Origin of the sequence: Sorangium sp. So ce836, assembly GCF_028553905.1 — a bacterium.
GTDB lineage: Bacteria > Myxococcota_A > Polyangia > Polyangiales > Polyangiaceae > Sorangium > Sorangium cellulosum_D.
The window spans coordinates 4,414,390-4,429,228 of record NZ_CP102233.1; the positions used below are offsets into that span (position 1 = coordinate 4,414,390).

A 14,839-nucleotide genomic window follows, 5' to 3' on the forward strand; every position below is an offset into this window, starting at 1 on the left:
ATTCAGCCCGCCTCATCCCCCACCCAAACCGACCGTGGTTGCGCCCGTCCCGCCCCGACCGACCGCCCCGCCCAAGCCGACCGTGGTTGCGCCCGTCCCGCCCCGACCGACCGCCCCGCCCAAGCCGACCGTGGTTGCGCCCGTCCTGCGCCCGTCCCGCCCCGACCGACCGCCCCGCCCACCCAAGCCGACCGTGGTTGCGCCCGTCCCGCCCCGGCGCCCCGCCGCCCCGCCGGATGATGAGTCCGCCGGGCCCCTACAAGCCTGGCACTCAGCTGCCGTGGAACCCCGCGGGGACGCGGACCGGGGAGGTGGACCTCGGCTATCGCGTCGGCCTCGACGTTCGCCGCGTCCAGGATCGCGAGATAGCTCGTGCCGCGACCGCGATCGTGCGCGAACGTCATCAGGTACCCCTCGTCCCCGGTGTCCGCAGCGCCTCGGCGAGCCCCAGGCACGAAGATCGGCTCGCCGCCGGTGTATCCCGCCGGGAAACGGTGGACCGTCCGCGCTGCTCCGCAACGCAGGTCGTACTCGTAGATCTCACCGTGGTTGGCCTCTCGTTCCCAAGACACGTCGGTGGCATACCCGTAGCGGCTCGGTCGCCCGACCTCCGCATCGGCGATGCGCGGATATTCGCTCGGCAGGTCGTCCAGGCGCGCCTCGGTGACGGTGCCGGTCGGCAGGTGGAGGTTCAACCGGTGCAGGCTCGGGAGCCCGCCGCTCACGTCGTCCAGGCCCTGCCGCCACAAAGCCGGCACCCGTGAGGTGCGGAGGCCGTACGGACGCACCGAAGAACAGCAGCTCTCCCGTGATCGGACAGATCTTCGGATGAGCGGTCATCGGGGTCTCCAGCGCACCGCCGAACGTGAACGGTCCGATCGTGTCGAGATCCGGGGTCAGCTCGTACGGGAAGCCGCCGTCCTCCAGCGCGAGCAGCCGGCCTCCATGCACGACCACGTGCGTGTTCGCCGTCGAGACCCGATGATCGCTCCTCGGAGACCGGCGCGTTGTTGCCCAGCAGGTGAATGAGCGGATCGACGCCTGATGCGGTGGCCATGAGCGCACTCGCTTTTCGCTGTGAGCAACCGACGTGTAGCCCCGACATTTTTCTTGATAGGCTTGTTCTTTCGGCCCCCCTCAACCGCCCGCGGGCGCTGCCCCGCAGCAGCGTCGGCGCTCAGGCCACCACCGCGGCAAGCGCCTCCGCGGCGCTCCAGGTGCGCCAGCGACCTCGAGCTCGACCGGTCGTGACCCCGCCGGGAACGCGTGAGCCGGATGGTGCGCAGCGCCGGAGGAGGGAAGCGAGGTGCGATGGCGCCTCGCGCCTCGCGCAGGGCCGCCCCGTGCTCTCCGCTACAGGCGGAGCCCGCCGCCCAGCGACGCCCCCCACACGGTGGCCCCTCGCTGCCCGGCGAGGCCGAACGGCGCATCCACGTTGACCACGCCCTGCGCGCGCACAAAGACCGCCTCGAGCTCCGCGTGCGCGTACAGGGCCGCCGACCACTGCGAGAAATTGCGCCCCGCGAGGGGCGCCGACTGCGCGAACATCTGCACCCGCAGCCCCGGCGTCAGCGGCCCGAGCCGCAAGCCGGCGTGCGCGGCGGCCACGATCGCGAGGCGCGATGGATTGGAGTTCACCGAGACGAGCACCGCAGGATCCAGCTCGGCGCCGAGCACCACGCGCGCCAAGAGCTCCGCCCGGCTGCGGAGCAGGAGCACGACCGGGATCGCGTTCGGCGCCCACATCCAGGGATCCGCGAACCCGCGCGCCGCGCTCGCGACCGCGTAGTTGTACTCGACCTCCGTGTTCGCCGGGATCGTCCCCGGGAACGTCGTGAGCGGCGGCGCAGCCCCGAGCCCGGCATGGATCGCTCGCCCTCGCCCCTCGACCAGCGCCGCCTGCAGGGTCACGAACGGATTCCCGAACCGGAACGACGAGCGCCGCGCTTCGCCCTCCACCTCGAACGTGGTCCAGGCCGCGGTCACATCCGCGGTCGCGCTCAGCCACCCGTTCAGGCGAGCGCCCGCCGCCACCTGCGGGGCGACGTGCGCCGTCGCCTGCTCGCCGTCCTGCGGCGAGGCCGAAAAGACTCCATAAAGCGCGACATACCCGCGGTCCTCCGGCCGCATCGGCATGTCGCCCACGCCCTGCGCCCGAGCAGGCGCCGCGACCAGCGCGCCGGCCGCGACCGCGGCGAGCGCGAGCGCGCGCCCTCGCCCCCTCACTTCGTCCTCCGGAACTTCTGCACGCCGCGACCCCTCAGGCTGGTCACGTAGACGCTCCCGTCCTGACCCACCGCGATCCCGTGCCCCCAGTCGATCTCCCCGGGGCCGTCCCCCGAGGTTCCCCACCGGTCCACGATCTCCCCATCGAGGTCGATCCGCAGCACATGCCCCCGCGGCCGCTCCGGATCCTGGTCGCCACCGTCGACCACATAGACATGCCGATCGGGCCCGAAGGCGATCGCCCATGGCCGCCCCAGCGCGGCGCTCTTCCACTGCGCGAGGTAGCCGCCGTCCGCGCTGAAGACCTGCACGCGCGCGTTCTCCCGGTCCGCCACATAGACCCGCCCCTCGTCGTCCGTGGCGATCCCGTGCGGCGTATCGAACTGCCCCCGCCCGAAGCCCTTCTCCCCCCACTCCGACAGGAGCTCGCCGCCCGCGGAGAAGCGCGCGATGCGAGCGTGGTTGTAGCCGTCCGCCACATAGACGTCGCCGTCCAGGCCGAAGGCGACGTTCGTCGGCCGATCGAGCTGCTCCGGGCTCGCCGCGCACCCGAGCACCGCGAGCGACGCGAAGAGCCACACCCCGCGCCTCTTCACGGCACCTCGCCGAGGGTCATGACCACCTCCCCCTCCGCCGTCAGCTTGAACACCCGGTTCTGCTCGGAGTCCGTGACCCACACGAAGCCATTCCGGTCGACCTCGATCCCGTGCGGATAGACGAACAACCCCTCACCCCACGCGTCGAGCAGCTCCCCCGTCTCCGGATCGAAGACCAGGATGGTCGCCTCCCCGATCGGCGCGTCGTTGCCCGACGTGCGCCCGGCCGCATGGCTCACCAGCACGCGCCCGCGCCCGTCCACCGCCACGTCGAGCGTCGGCCCGAACACCATCCCCTCGGGGACGCGCGGCCACCCGTCCACCACCGCGTACGGCCCCACCGGCGCGTCGTCCGCCGCCGGCGGCCGCGACGTGCACGCCCCAGAGAGCGCGCCCGCCGCGAGCGCGAGCCCCGCCGCGAGCGCGCGCCCCCCGCGGCGCGCCCCCGAAGCCGCAGCCTCTTCGCAAAACAATCCCATATCCGTCCGGGATAACAGTGTTATGCTGGCACGTCAACGGGTGAAGCACGGACGTGGCAGGATCGCGGGCATGGGTGTGACGGACGCCGATGAGCCGGTGGAGCGCGTGTTCCAGGCGCTCTGCGAGGGCCGGCTGGCGCGCGATGATCTCACCGCCCGCAAGATTGCCGCGTTCCTCGGCCAGACGACGATGGTGCTGTACCACCACTTCGGCTCGCTCGATGGGTTCCTCATCCGCGTCGACGGCGCCGGCTGGCGGCGGCTCGCGGGGCTCCTCGAGGCGCGGGCGCGCGCCGGCGCCGACGCGCGGTCGCTCGCCGTCGCGTATGTCGAGTTCGCGCTGCGCCACCCGGACCTCTACTGGCTGATGGCCGAGCGCCGCTTCGACCGCGCCCGCCTGCGCGATGAGGGGCGCCTGCGGCTCGCGCGCCCGCTGTGGAGCGGCTTCGTCGAGCTCCTGCGCCGGTACGGCAGCGCCCGGCCGGCGGAGGACACCCACGTGCTCTTCGCGGGCCTCCACGGCATCGCGATGCTCGCGCTGAGCGGGCGCGCCAACCTCGGTGAGGATCCCGCTCCGGACCAGGAGGTGGCGTTCGCCGCGGCGCGCCGGCTCGCGGATCTCGTGCTCCCCGCCCGCCCCCCCGAGCCGCCCGCTCTGCCGGCGATCGGCGACCGCGGCCCGCGGCGCAGCGCCTGATCCGGTCCACCCCCAGGCGCCCGCCGGCCGCCGAGGGCCCGCGCCGTCCCCGCGTGCGACGCGCGGCGCGCCCGGCCCGCCGCACGGGCGGCGCGCCCGGCCCGCCGCACGGGAAGAACAGGAAAGAGCGTCGAGGCAGGCCTTCGCGCCGGGCGCACCGGCCCCGCCGACGGGCGGCGTGCGTCGGCGTTGCCCGAGAACGACCGCAGCGCATCGGGCCGTTCCGCTGGATGGGCCGTGCCATGTGGGGGAAATCGGCACGTCCTGCGAGCTCGCGGCATCGATCTCCGTTCGGAGGTGCTTATGCGCGCGCGACGCGGGATCGCTTTGTGGATCGGCGGGGGATTGCTCGTCGCCGGCGCGGGTTGCGGCAGCGACGAACCGGAGGCGCCCGGCGCAGCTCGGCTCGGGATCGCCGCGGGCGAGGACCGCGACGTGCACGCGCCCGACGCGCTCGGCGCCCAGAGCCAGCCGGCGATCGCCGCGAACGCGGACGCGAGCATCCTCGTCGTGACCTACACCGATCCGCGCGGCGCGCTCGCGAGCCCGATGAGCCTGTCCGGCGTCGCGCGCTCCGACGATGGGGGGAGGTCCTTCGCCGAGGTGCTCGGCCCGAACGGCGAGGGCGCGCTGCCCTCGGCCCCCGGCGGACAGGTGCTCGGCGACCCCCGCGTCGTCCACGATCCGAGCCGCGACGTGTTCATCAGCGCCTCCACCTACGTTCGCCCCGCCGACGGCGTCCAGGGCCTCTGCATCCACGGATCGAGCCCCGGCGGCGCGGCCGGGACCTCGTGGTCCGCGCCGGTCGAGGTCGCTCCGGCGTTCGTCGCGGGGGAGAGCGCCGAGCAGGCCTCCATCGACGTCGACGCGTCGACCGGGCGCCTGTCCGTCACCTGGGTCCAGCGCGGCGGCGCGTCGCCCAGGATCCTCTACAGCCACTCCGACGATCTCGGCCAGACCTGGTCGCCCGCGGACGTGCTCGCGCAGGCGCCGGCCGGCGGCGACCTCGACGGGCCGAGCGCGCGCGTCCTCCCCGGGACCACGGACCGGGAGTCGATCGTCTATGCCGTCTTCCGCTCCATCGAGCCGGGGACCTCGCTGCGCAACATCGGATGCCGCCGCTCGACCGACGGAGGCGCCACCTGGGAACCGCTCGTCCTCCTCGACGCCGACGGCTACCCGCCGGAAGACCAGGTCCTCGGCGTCGACCACGCGAGGAGCTCCCCGTCGATCGACGTCGATCAGGCCACGGGGCGCGTCTACGTGGTCTATCAGCGGAGCGGCGACCGGGGGACGGGGGACATCGCCCTGCGCTCCTTCACGGAGGAGTGCGCCGCCGGCAACGCCGTCCTCCTCAACAGCGATCCAGGGCGCGATCGGGCCCAGATCTTCCCCTTCGTCGCCGTCGATCGAACGACGGGCACCGCGCACGTCGTCTACTACGACCAGGATGTCGCCGGCACGGGCGATCTGACCGAGCTCATGCACACCGCGTCGAGCGATCAAGGCGCCTCCTTCAGCCCACCTGCGCCGATCTCGGACCACCCCTTTCACGCGGGCCACGGCAACGACGCCTCCCGGCCGAACCTCGGCGATCGCATCGGCGGCGTGGCGCTCGCCGGTGAGCTCTACAGCGTCTTCGGCATGACGGCCGCCCAGCCGCGGTTCGACGAGGGACAGCCGACGTCGACCTCCCTGATCGCGCCGAACATCCACCTCGACGCCCTCGACGAGTTCGCGCGCGTCCCGCCGCTGCGCGCCGCGGGCACCCGGGTCGCCGACACGGCGTGCGGCGCGCTCGCGAACGAGCGCATCGATCCGGGGGAGCTCATCGAGGTCGGCGTCTACCTCGAGAACTACGTCGCGAACCCGGTCTCGGGCAGCACCACCGTCTCCGGGATCACGGCCACGCTCGAGACGGAGACGCCCACCGTGACGGTCACGAGGGCGAGCGCGACCTACCCCGACATCGAGCCGCGCCGCGTCGTCGCGAGCGACGCGCCGTTCCTCCTCACCACGGCGCGGGACTTCACCCCCGGTGCGCCGATCGATCTGACGCTCACGGTGAGCTCCGCCCAGGGCACGATCGAGCTGCCCATCCAGCTCGAGACGGGCGTGCCGGGCGACGCGGAGGTCCTCCTCGAGGAGGATTTCGACGACGCGAGCCCGCCCGCGCTCCCCTCCGGCTGGCGGTCGGTGCGCGAGGGCGGAGCGGCCTCCGCGTCGCCGTGGATCGTCGCGCAGACGCTGACGCCCGGCGACAACGCCGCGTTTCACGACGAGGAGCCGGAGACGTCGCACGTCGCGCTGCTGTCTCCCGCCGTGACGATCCCGGAGAGCTCCGAAGAATCGCACGTCACGCTCGACTTCGATCTCACCTACGAGCTGGAGGACGATCCGCAACGGCTCGTCGAGGCGTTCGACGGACTGACCTTGCGCGTGGAGGATCTCACGGCCGGCGCCGCGCCGCGCGCGGTCCTGGCCGAGGCGTTCGCCGAGGAGATCTTGACGGGCGCGAGCCACCATTTCCCCAAGCACCTCCCTGCTCGGGACGACCCGGGATACTTCGGCGATCAGTCGGTCTGGTCGGGGAGCTCCGGCGGGACCAAGCGCGTGTCGATCCGCTTCCCTGGCGCGGGGCTGCGCGGGCGGACCGTCCAGCTCCGGTTCGACTACACGCAGGACGACAGCCTGGTCTGCACGGACATCGGGCGCCCCGGGCCGTGCGGCGTCGCCATCGACAACGTCGTGCTCGCGGCGGTGCCGGTCGCGACCGGGGCTTGCGGGGCGGATCTGGCGCTGACGCTGACGGACGCGCCGGATCCCGTGTCGCCCGGCGCGCAGTTCGTCGCGACGATCGGCGTCGCCAACCAGGGGCCGGGCGACGCGAGCGACCTCGTCGTGACGTACGTCCTGCCGCCCGGGGCGAGCTTCGTCGGCGCCTCCGGGGCCGATTGGACGTGCAGGCTGGCCGCCGAGGGGCTCGTGTGCCGGCGCGCGTCGCTCGCCGCGCAGGAGAGCTCGTCGATCGCGGTCACCCTGACCGCGCCCGCGCTCACGCCGCCCGCGGTCGCCCTCGATATCGGCAGCACGGCGAAGGTCACCGCGCGAGAGCACGACCCGGCGCCGGAGAACAACCAGGGCGAGGCGAAGACGAACGTCTCCGTGCCGACGCGCCTCATCGCCTACCTGACCGTGCTCAGCGAGCGCAAAGCCGGCGACGACGTCTCCTACACGTTGCTCATCAACAACAAGGGCGGTCGCGCGCAGCCCGACAACCCGGGGTTCGAGTTCGTGGATGTGCTCCCGCCGGAGCTCCTGCTCGAGGGCGCGGTCGCGGAGGAGGGCGTGATCTCGTCCGATCCCACCACCAACACGATCGGCTGGGACGGCGTCATCGAGCCCGGAGAGTGGATGTTCATCACGATAGAAGCGACGCTCCGGCCGCTCACCGAGGGGCTCGTCGTGACGAACCAGGGGACCGTCTCGTTCGACGCCGACTCGGACGGGGTCAACGAGTCGAGCGCGCTGACCGACGAGCCCCTGTTCGCCGGCGCGGCCGATCCGACGGTCTTCACGGTGCGGCCCGCGATCTGCGGAGACGGCGTGCTCGGGCGGGGCGAGCAATGCGACGACGGCAACCGGCTCGACGGGGACTGCTGCTCGGCGCAGTGCACCGCCGAGCCCATCGCGGTGCTCTGCCGCGTGTCGACCTCTCCCTGCGATCCCGGGGAGTACTGCGACGGCGCAGGGCACTGCTCGGCGGACGCGATCTTGCCGGACGGGGACCTCTGCGACGACTTCGACGTCTGCAATGGCATCGAGCGGTGCTTCCAGGGGGCTTGCGTGAGCGACGTGCCCCTCGACTGCGACGATGGGGATCCAACGACCACGGACGAGTGCCATCCTTTCATCGGCTGCCGCAATCTACCGATCTCGGATCCGGGCACCTCCGGCGAGGGCACCGGGGGCGGCGGCAATGTCGGTGGTGGGCGCGACGCGGCGGGCGGCGGCGCAGGCGAGGGGGGCGGTGCCAGCGGCGGCGGCGCAGGAGGGAGCGGCGGCGGCGCGGGAGGGAGCGGCGGCGGCGCGGGAGGGAGCGGCGGCGGTGGCGCAGGCGAGGGCGGCGGCGCAGGAGCGAGCGGCGGCGGTGGCGCAGGCGAGGGCGGCGGCGCAGGCGAGGGCGGTAGCGCAGGCGAGGGCGGTAGCGCAGAATCGGGCGGCGGCGCAGCCCAGGGGGGCGATGCGAGCGGCGGAGGCGCGAGCGGCGGCGGCGGCAGCGCAGGAGAGGGGGGCGGCGGCACGGCCGCAGCCGGGGGTGAGGGCGCTGCCGGGGAGGGGGCGCCGGGGCGAGCGGAGCGGGCGCCGGCGGCGCCGGCGGCGGCCGGGATGCGGCCGGCGGAGCAGGGGGAGGGGATCACGCCGGCGGAGGAGCGCCGCCGGGCGCATGCAGTTGCTGCTTCAACGTCAACATCAACTGCGCGGTCGCCGCCGTGGGCGGCGCCGCCGGGCGCGCGCCGGGTCCGTCCCGCGCTCTCGTGCTCTTTGGTCTCCTCCTCGCGCTCGGCAGCGCGCGCCGTGCCCGCCACCGCTGACGGCGGCGTCGGCGCGCGTCCGCCCGAACACGAAGGTCCGATCACCGGTAGAGGAAGACCCCCTTCAGGTCCTCGGTCTGCGAGATGGGCGTGCCGCCCTTCTTCGAGGTGGCCCTGAACTGGTAGATCATCCCCGGCACAAGCGCTGGACCGTCGTACTCGACAGAAACGTTCTCGCTCCCCGACACCCTGGGCACATCGACGTTCTCCCAGATCTTCGCCCCGAGCGCGTCGAACAGCATCACCTCGTAGCGATCTTCGCTGGAGTCGTCCTCGAAGACGAACGTCGGTGTCCCGCTCACCTCCTCGAGCGAGCTCGCGCCGGGCGAGGCGACGGCGAGCGCGCCCGTCACCTTGAACGACTCCTGCACCGGCAGATCCTCGCCGGAGACCTTGATGCGCACGATCTCGGTCCCGCCGATCGACGTGTCGGGATCCCGCACGAGCGCGTCGTTCTCGAAGGCGGCGAGGATGACGTAGTCGCCGTCGGGCACCCCGGCGATCGAGAACTCGCCGGTCACGTTGCCCTGCCGGAGCCCTCGCGGCGCCTCGCCGCGGGCGGTCATCTCGTCGAACGTATCGGCCACGACCAGGATGACCGAGGTCGCGCTCCCGCCGGGCGCGTTCACGATCTCGACCTTGCCGCTCACGACCGCCGTGGCCTCTCCGGTCGCGTGCAGATCCACGCCGGCCGTCTCCTTGCCCGCGCTCACGGTCGCGCTCGCCGTGTCGAGCGCGAGACCGGCGCCATAGCCTTTCACCGTGACCTCGCCCGCGGGCACGTTGAAGATCGTGTAGCTGCCGTCGAGATCGGCCGCGCCGGTGACGCCGCCCGCGACGAGCAGCGTCCCGCCAGGCTGGTCGGCGCGGACGACCCCGGAGATGGAGCCGAGCCCGTCGCTGTCCGGCAGCGGCAACAGCGCGATCTCGGTGGCCGCCGACGCGATCCCGAGCGGCTTGCCCGACGCGGTCGAGAGGTCGATCGGAAGCGCGACCCGCGGCGCCTTCGGGAAGGTCTCGTAAGCGAGCGCGTCGGCGCGCAGCGTGACATCGGTCTCGACCGGCGCCCCGCTGGCGTCGCGCCGCGCGGGCACGGCGAGCTCGTAGCTGCCGTCGGCGCCGGTGAGCGCCACCCGGGAGATCACGGCGTCGTTGGCGTCCCGGGCCAGCACGCGCGCGCCGGCGATGCCCTTGTCGTCGAGCGAGTTGTAGACGCGGCCCTTCAGGGTCACCGGATCGAAGCAGGCGGGCTCGGCGCCCTCGACCTCCTCGCACACCTGCCGCGCGGTGCACCCCGTCTGCTCGGCCACCGAGCAGCTCTTCGGCTGCTCCTCGTCGTCGCCGCCACACCCCATCCCCAGCGAGGCGCAGAGCATCCCAACGGCCATCGAGCGCATCCTCATCGACTCGTCTCCTTTTGAACGATTATTTTGTCATCACCGCAGACACGATGTCTCAGCTCGTGGGCGGTCAGCGCTGCGTCCGCCCCAAGCTCGTCTCCGGCTCGCACGGAGGCAATACACCACGGAGGCGCTGCGGGCACAGAGGAGAGTCGTAACCAACCTCCGTGTCTTCAGCGCTTTTCAGGGGCCCATCCCTGGCCTGGAATCCAGGGAGAAGTCGCTCTTCTCGGTGCTAGTTCACGACGGGCTGGCAGCAGCCCGTGATGCAGTAGTGATCGGCGGCGCAAGGCTCCTGGCCGGCGAGCCCGCACGGCTGGACTCCCGGCGCGCACTGGCCTCCCGGGGCGCCGCCGCCGCTCCCTGCGGCGCCGCCGCCGACCCCGTCACCGCCGCCGGCGGCCGCGCCGCCGCCGGCGCCGGTGCCGGTCTCGAAGCAGTCGGCGGGCAGCGTCTCCTTGCCGAGGCACAGCTCGCAGTGGCCGCACTCGTTGAGGCAGGCGTCCACGGGCGTACACGGCTCGCAGCGGCTCGGGTCGGAGATGCCGTCGCGCGAGCACGAGCCTTGGCCGGTGCCGTCGGCGTCGGAGCCGAGCCAGACGTAGAGGCCGCTGCCCGCGGGCAGCTCGCAGCAGCCGAAGCAGTCGCAGCCGTTCGGCGTGAGCGGACCGCAGAAATCGTGGCAGGCATCGGACTGCTCCATCTTGAGCTGGCTGCAGCTCCTGCCCTGGGCGCCCGGCGTCGAGGCCGCAGGGTTGTACGCGCACATCGACCCGTTGTTCGACTCGGGGTGATAGTCGGGCGCGACCTCGTTCGGATCGCACTGATGGTTCCAGTGGCAATCGTCGTTGCCGGACCCGGAGTCCTGGTCGAAGTAGCAATCGACGGTGCAAGCCGGCCCTGCCTGCCCTGGGATCCCGCCGTAGTAGCTGTCCTCGGTGTTGTCGCACGGGCCGAGGCAGTCCGGGTCCTGCGCGTCGAGGAGCCCGTCCCCGTCGTTGTCGATGAGATCCCCGCACTGGTATATCTTGCCCTGGCACATGACGGTGGCCGTCGGGGTCGGGATGCCGCCGCCGCCCGCGGCGCCGGTGCCGGCCCCGGCCCCACCGCCGCCGCTTGCGCTGCCGCCGCCGCTTGCGCTGCCGCCGCCGCTTGCGCTGCCGCCGCCGCTTGCGCTGCCGCCGCCGCTCGCGGCGCCGCCGCCGCTGTCGCCCGCGCCCGCGCCGCCGGACGGCGCGGCGCCATCGACGACGCCATCGCTACAGCCGGCGCCGAACGTGAGCCCGAACAGGGTGGTCAGCAACGAAAGAGAGAGCGGGAGAGCTAGGCGCATGGTGTCTCCAAAGGTGGCTCCAGACGACCCACCCGCAGCGCGGGCTGCGGAGCGAGGGTGCCGGCGCGTTCAGTCGGAGCAGTTACACCGCCGCGCAGCCACGGCTCAGAAAAATGCTCAGATCGGGCAAGCGGCCGAGCCCGCCCGGAAGCGGCGTGGGGTCATGACCCACCCCGTGCTTGCAGCAATTTCCAGGTAGCCACCGAGCGAGCGCTCGCGTCGATTCCCTCTTCCTGGTCGTGGGATGGGAGGAATGAGAGCCACCGAGGCACAGCGGACACCGAGCGTCATGGCTCTCTCCTCTGAGCCCTCTGCGCCTCTGTGATTCCTTCTCTCATCCATCCAAAGACAGGATAGAGCGGCGCATTTCCCACCTTACCGCCCTCACGCTCGGCTGACCCCACCGCGGTGCCGCGCGCCGGCCGCCCTTCAGGGCGGCTGTGGCCGCTGCGCCGCAGCGCCGCGCGTGGCGGCGATCACGCCGCGCGGCCGCGACGCCGGCGGGAGCCCAGGCCGAGCGCGCCCGCGAGGAACGCCGCGAGTCCGACGAGCGCGCCGCCGCCCTCGCCTCGCTGCATCGCGCAGACCAGGCCCGACGAGACCTCCGGCTCCGGGGTCTGCCCGCCGCCCGTCCCGCCGCCGCCCGCACCGCCGCCGTTTCCGTCGCACGCATCGCCGATCCCGTCGGCGTCGGCGTCCGCTTGATCCGGGTTCGCCGCCAGCGGGCAGTTGTCGTCGCCGTCCTGGACGCCGTCATCGTCGTCGTCATCGTCGTCGACATCGCAGGCGTCGCCCTGCCCGTCGCCGTCGCTGTCGGCCTGATCGGGGTTCGGGACGGCGTCGCAGTTGTCCGCCTCGTCGGGCACGCCGTCGCCGTCGTCGTCGCCGTCGCAGGCGTCGCCCTGCCCGTCGCCGTCGCTGTCGGCCTGATCGGGGTTCGGCTCCTCGTCGCAGTTGTCCGCCGCGTCGGTCAGGCCGTCGCCGTCGGTGTCCTGGCAGGCGTTGCCCGTGCCGTCATCATCGGCGTCCGTCTGATCGGGGTTCGGGACCTCCGGGCAGTTGTCGGCCTCGTTCGGGATGCCGTCGCCGTCGCCGTCGGCGTCCGCGCCGAGGTCGCAGGCGTCGCCGCGGCCGTCGGCGTCGCCGTCGGCCTGATCCTGGTTCGACACGAAGGGGCAGTTGTCGCGCTCGTCCACGATGCCGTCGTCGTCGTCGTCGTCCTCGCAGGCGTCGCCGGTGCCGTCGCGGTCCGTATCTTCCTGGAAGATGTTCGACGCGAGGGGGCAGTTGTCCTCCCCGTCGAGCACGCCGTCGTCGTCGCTGTCCGGATCGCAGGCGTCCCCGAGGCTGTCGCCGTCCGTGTTGGTCTGGTCCGGGTTCCGCTCCGTAGGGCAGTTGTCCTCGGCGTTGACGAGCCCGTCGCCGTCGGCGTCGACGTCGGGCTCGCAGAAGTCGCCCACGCCGTCGCCGTCGCTGTCCTCCTGGTTCGGATTCTGCGTCACGGGGCAGTTGTCGCAGACGTCGCCGAGCTTGTCGTCGTCCCGGTCCTCCTGGAGCGGGTTCGCCACGAAGGGACAGTTGTCGACCTCGTCGGCGACACCGTCGCCATCTCCGTCTGGCGCGCTGGTATTGTCGTCACAGGGATCTCCGATGCCGTCTCCATCGGAGTCCGTCTGATCTGGGTTCTTCAGGCTCTCGCAGTTGTCGTCGTCGTTGAGGACGCCGTCGCCATCGAAATCGTCGTCGCAGGCGTCTCCGGTCGCGTCGCCGTCGAGGTCCTCCTGCCCCGTGTTGTCGATGGTGGGGCAGTTGTCGCAGGGATCGCCGACGCCGTCGGAGTCCACGTCCCGCTGGTCCTCGTTCGCGCTGAAAGCACAGTTATCGACGTCATCGGGGATCCCATCGGCATCGGAGTCCGGCGGCTGCGCCCACCCCGCGACCGGCAGCATCACCCCGATCACCCCCGCCGCGAGCCCCATCGCCAGCCGTCGCCCGCGCGACCGCACGCCCCTCGTCCCCGCACGCTTCATCGCGCCTCCATCCTTCCTGGCGATCGCCGCTTCACGGCGACAGCTTGGTCACGAACACGTCCGTGCCCTCGCCGCCCTCGAGCTGCTTCTCCCCGAACTCCACCGTCCCGGTGAACGCCCCCGTGACGAACACCTGCCGCTCCCGGTCGATGGCCACGCCCGTCGCCCGGTCCGCGCCCGCCCCGCCGAAGCGGTGGCTCCACCGGTAGCCGCCCTCCGGATCGAGCTTGGCCACGAACACGTCGTCGCCGCCCGCGCTCCTCACGGGCCCCGCCGCGAGCGACGCCTCGCCCCGGAACCCCCCCGCCACGAGCACGTCCCCCGTCCCGTCGACGAGCAGCTGCCCCAGCGTCGCGCCCTGCTCGCCGATGACCCGGCTGTAGAGGTGCCCGCCCTTCGAATCGAGCTTGGCCACGAACACCGCCGGCCGCTCGCCGGCCACCCGCGGCCCCCCGCCGAGGTCGATCGCCCCGCTGAACTCCCCGCCCACGATCACGTTGCCCGCGCCGTCCACCGCCACGGCCCTGGCCCGCTGCAGCCCCGCGTCGCCGAAGCGCTTGCTCCAGCGGTGCTTGCCGAGCGCGTCGAAGCTCGCCACGAACACGTCGAGATCCCCGGCGCTCACCAGCGGATCGCCGCCGAGCTCGAGCGTCCCGGCGAAGTCCCCGACCACGATCGCGTTGCCGCGCTCGTCCATCGCCACGGCGCGGGCCTGCTGATCGAAGCCGTCGCCGAACCGCTCGCTCCAGAGCGGCGTCCCGTCGGCGTCGAAGCTCGCCACGAACACGTCGTTGCCGCCCGCGCTCTGGAGCCGATCCTTGCCGACGCTCAGCGCGCCCGAGAAGCGGCCGGCCACGACGAGGCGCCCCGCCGCGATCGCCGCCACGCCCGTCGCCGCCTGGAAGCCGATGCCCCCGAGCGGCTGCAGCCACAGCTCCCGCCCCTCGGCGTCGAGCCGCGCGACATAACCGTCCCGCCCGCCGGCGCTCGTCCGCGGCGCGCCGCCGAACTCCAGCTTGCCCGAGAACTCCCCCGCCAAGAGGAGGCCCTCGTTCCCGTCGGTCGCGACCGCGTTCACGATCTGCGGGTCGAACGCCCCGAAGCGCTTCAGCCCGAGCCCCGCCCCGTCGCTCGCCGAGAGCCGCGCCCAGAAGACGTTCTCCACGCCGATCGGCGTTACGCGCTCGTCGTCGAGGGCCACGCCCTCCGCCGCCGTGAGCCGGCCGAGGAGCGCCGCGCTGCGGTCGTCCGCGACGGCCACGCTCGCCCCGGCCTGCTCCCCGTCGCCCCCGAGCGCGCGCGCCCACTGCACCTCGCCGCCCGCCGGCGGCGCGCCGCCGCCCTCGCCGCCCGCGCCCCCGGCGCCGCCCGAGCCCGTCGTCGCGGCCGAGAGGCTGAGCTCCGGCGCGCAGCCGAGCGCCGCGCCGCCGAGCGCCGCGCAGCCGAGCACCACCGCGGCCGAAGCTGCCATGAAATTCTGCGC

The 14,839-nt window shown here is 73.1% G+C and carries 10 protein-coding genes and 1 pseudogene; 2 read left to right on the forward strand and 9 right to left on the reverse strand.

Annotated features, from left to right (window positions below):
- Positions 1-2: 2 nt before the first annotated feature.
- The 5 genes and pseudogenes from NQZ70_RS53370 to NQZ70_RS16280 all read right to left on the reverse strand — a co-directional run bounded on the left by NQZ70_RS53370 (position 3) and on the right by NQZ70_RS16280 (position 3,295).
- The gene (locus NQZ70_RS53370; RefSeq protein WP_408022419.1) at positions 3-788 is read right to left on the reverse strand and encodes a carotenoid oxygenase family protein; all 786 of its coding nucleotides are present in this window, start codon (positions 786-788) and stop codon (positions 3-5) included.
- A pseudogene (locus NQZ70_RS53375) lies at positions 772-1,065 on the reverse strand (carotenoid oxygenase family protein); the annotation flags it as partial. The gene NQZ70_RS53370 and the pseudogene NQZ70_RS53375, both read right to left, overlap by 17 nt.
- Positions 1,066-1,353: 288 nt before the next feature.
- Complete coding sequence (locus tag NQZ70_RS16270; RefSeq protein ID WP_129575022.1) at positions 1,354-2,226, reverse strand: hypothetical protein; 873 nt, start codon at positions 2,224-2,226, stop codon at positions 1,354-1,356.
- Entirely contained in the window at positions 2,223-2,822 is a 600-nt protein-coding gene (locus NQZ70_RS16275) for an SMP-30/gluconolactonase/LRE family protein (RefSeq protein ID WP_129575023.1), read from the reverse strand. Before NQZ70_RS16275 ends, NQZ70_RS16270 begins: the two co-directional genes overlap by 4 nt.
- Positions 2,819-3,295 (reverse strand): hypothetical protein, encoded by a 477-nt coding sequence (locus NQZ70_RS16280; protein WP_272828483.1) that lies wholly within the window; start codon positions 3,293-3,295, stop codon positions 2,819-2,821. The genes NQZ70_RS16275 and NQZ70_RS16280 overlap by 4 nt, the downstream gene beginning before the upstream one ends.
- 76 nt (positions 3,296-3,371) lie before the next feature.
- On the opposite strand from NQZ70_RS16280, the gene NQZ70_RS16285 reads away from it, so the two are divergent.
- Positions 3,372-3,998, forward strand: a complete 627-nt coding sequence (locus NQZ70_RS16285; RefSeq protein ID WP_165373991.1) for a TetR-like C-terminal domain-containing protein — start codon at positions 3,372-3,374, stop codon at positions 3,996-3,998.
- A gap of 303 nt (positions 3,999-4,301) precedes the next feature.
- Positions 4,302-8,711 (forward strand): hypothetical protein, encoded by a 4,410-nt coding sequence (locus NQZ70_RS16290; protein WP_272828485.1) that lies wholly within the window; start codon positions 4,302-4,304, stop codon positions 8,709-8,711.
- Here the strand turns inward: NQZ70_RS16290 and NQZ70_RS16295 are convergent.
- The 4 genes from NQZ70_RS16295 to NQZ70_RS16310 all read right to left on the reverse strand — a co-directional run bounded on the left by NQZ70_RS16295 (position 8,635) and on the right by NQZ70_RS16310 (position 14,827).
- Positions 8,635-9,981 (reverse strand): carboxypeptidase-like regulatory domain-containing protein, encoded by a 1,347-nt coding sequence (locus NQZ70_RS16295; protein WP_237245349.1) that lies wholly within the window; start codon positions 9,979-9,981, stop codon positions 8,635-8,637. The genes NQZ70_RS16290 and NQZ70_RS16295 overlap by 77 nt on opposite strands.
- A 247-nt stretch (positions 9,982-10,228) precedes the next feature.
- Entirely contained in the window at positions 10,229-11,326 is a 1,098-nt protein-coding gene (locus tag NQZ70_RS16300; protein ID WP_165373992.1) for a hypothetical protein, read from the reverse strand.
- A gap of 476 nt (positions 11,327-11,802) precedes the next feature.
- Positions 11,803-13,356: a thrombospondin type 3 repeat-containing protein gene (locus NQZ70_RS16305; protein ID WP_129575027.1), complete on the reverse strand. Its 1,554-nt coding sequence runs from the start codon at positions 13,354-13,356 to the stop codon at positions 11,803-11,805.
- 31 nt (positions 13,357-13,387) lie between these two features.
- Positions 13,388-14,827 carry a hypothetical protein gene (locus NQZ70_RS16310; RefSeq protein WP_129581386.1) on the reverse strand — a complete coding sequence of 480 codons (1,440 nt, stop codon included), beginning with the start codon at positions 14,825-14,827 and terminating at the stop codon, positions 13,388-13,390.
- Positions 14,828-14,839: the final 12 nt, after the last annotated feature.

Excerpts from the sequence above, each read along its gene's own strand:
- NQZ70_RS16290 (WP_272828485.1), top strand. The coding sequence starts at position 4,302 with ATGCGCGCGCGACGCGGGATCGCTTTGTGGATCGGCGGGGGATTGCTC.
- NQZ70_RS16295 (WP_237245349.1), bottom strand. The coding sequence starts at position 9,981 with ATGGCCGTTGGGATGCTCTGCGCCTCGCTGGGGATGGGGTGTGGCGGC.
- NQZ70_RS16310 (WP_129581386.1), bottom strand. The coding sequence starts at position 14,827 with ATGGCAGCTTCGGCCGCGGTGGTGCTCGGCTGCGCGGCGCTCGGCGGC.
- NQZ70_RS16305 (WP_129575027.1), bottom strand. The coding sequence starts at position 13,356 with ATGAAGCGTGCGGGGACGAGGGGCGTGCGGTCGCGCGGGCGACGGCTG.
- NQZ70_RS16300 (WP_165373992.1), bottom strand. The coding sequence starts at position 11,326 with ATGCGCCTAGCTCTCCCGCTCTCTCTTTCGTTGCTGACCACCCTGTTC.
- NQZ70_RS16285 (WP_165373991.1), top strand. The coding sequence starts at position 3,372 with ATGGGTGTGACGGACGCCGATGAGCCGGTGGAGCGCGTGTTCCAGGCG.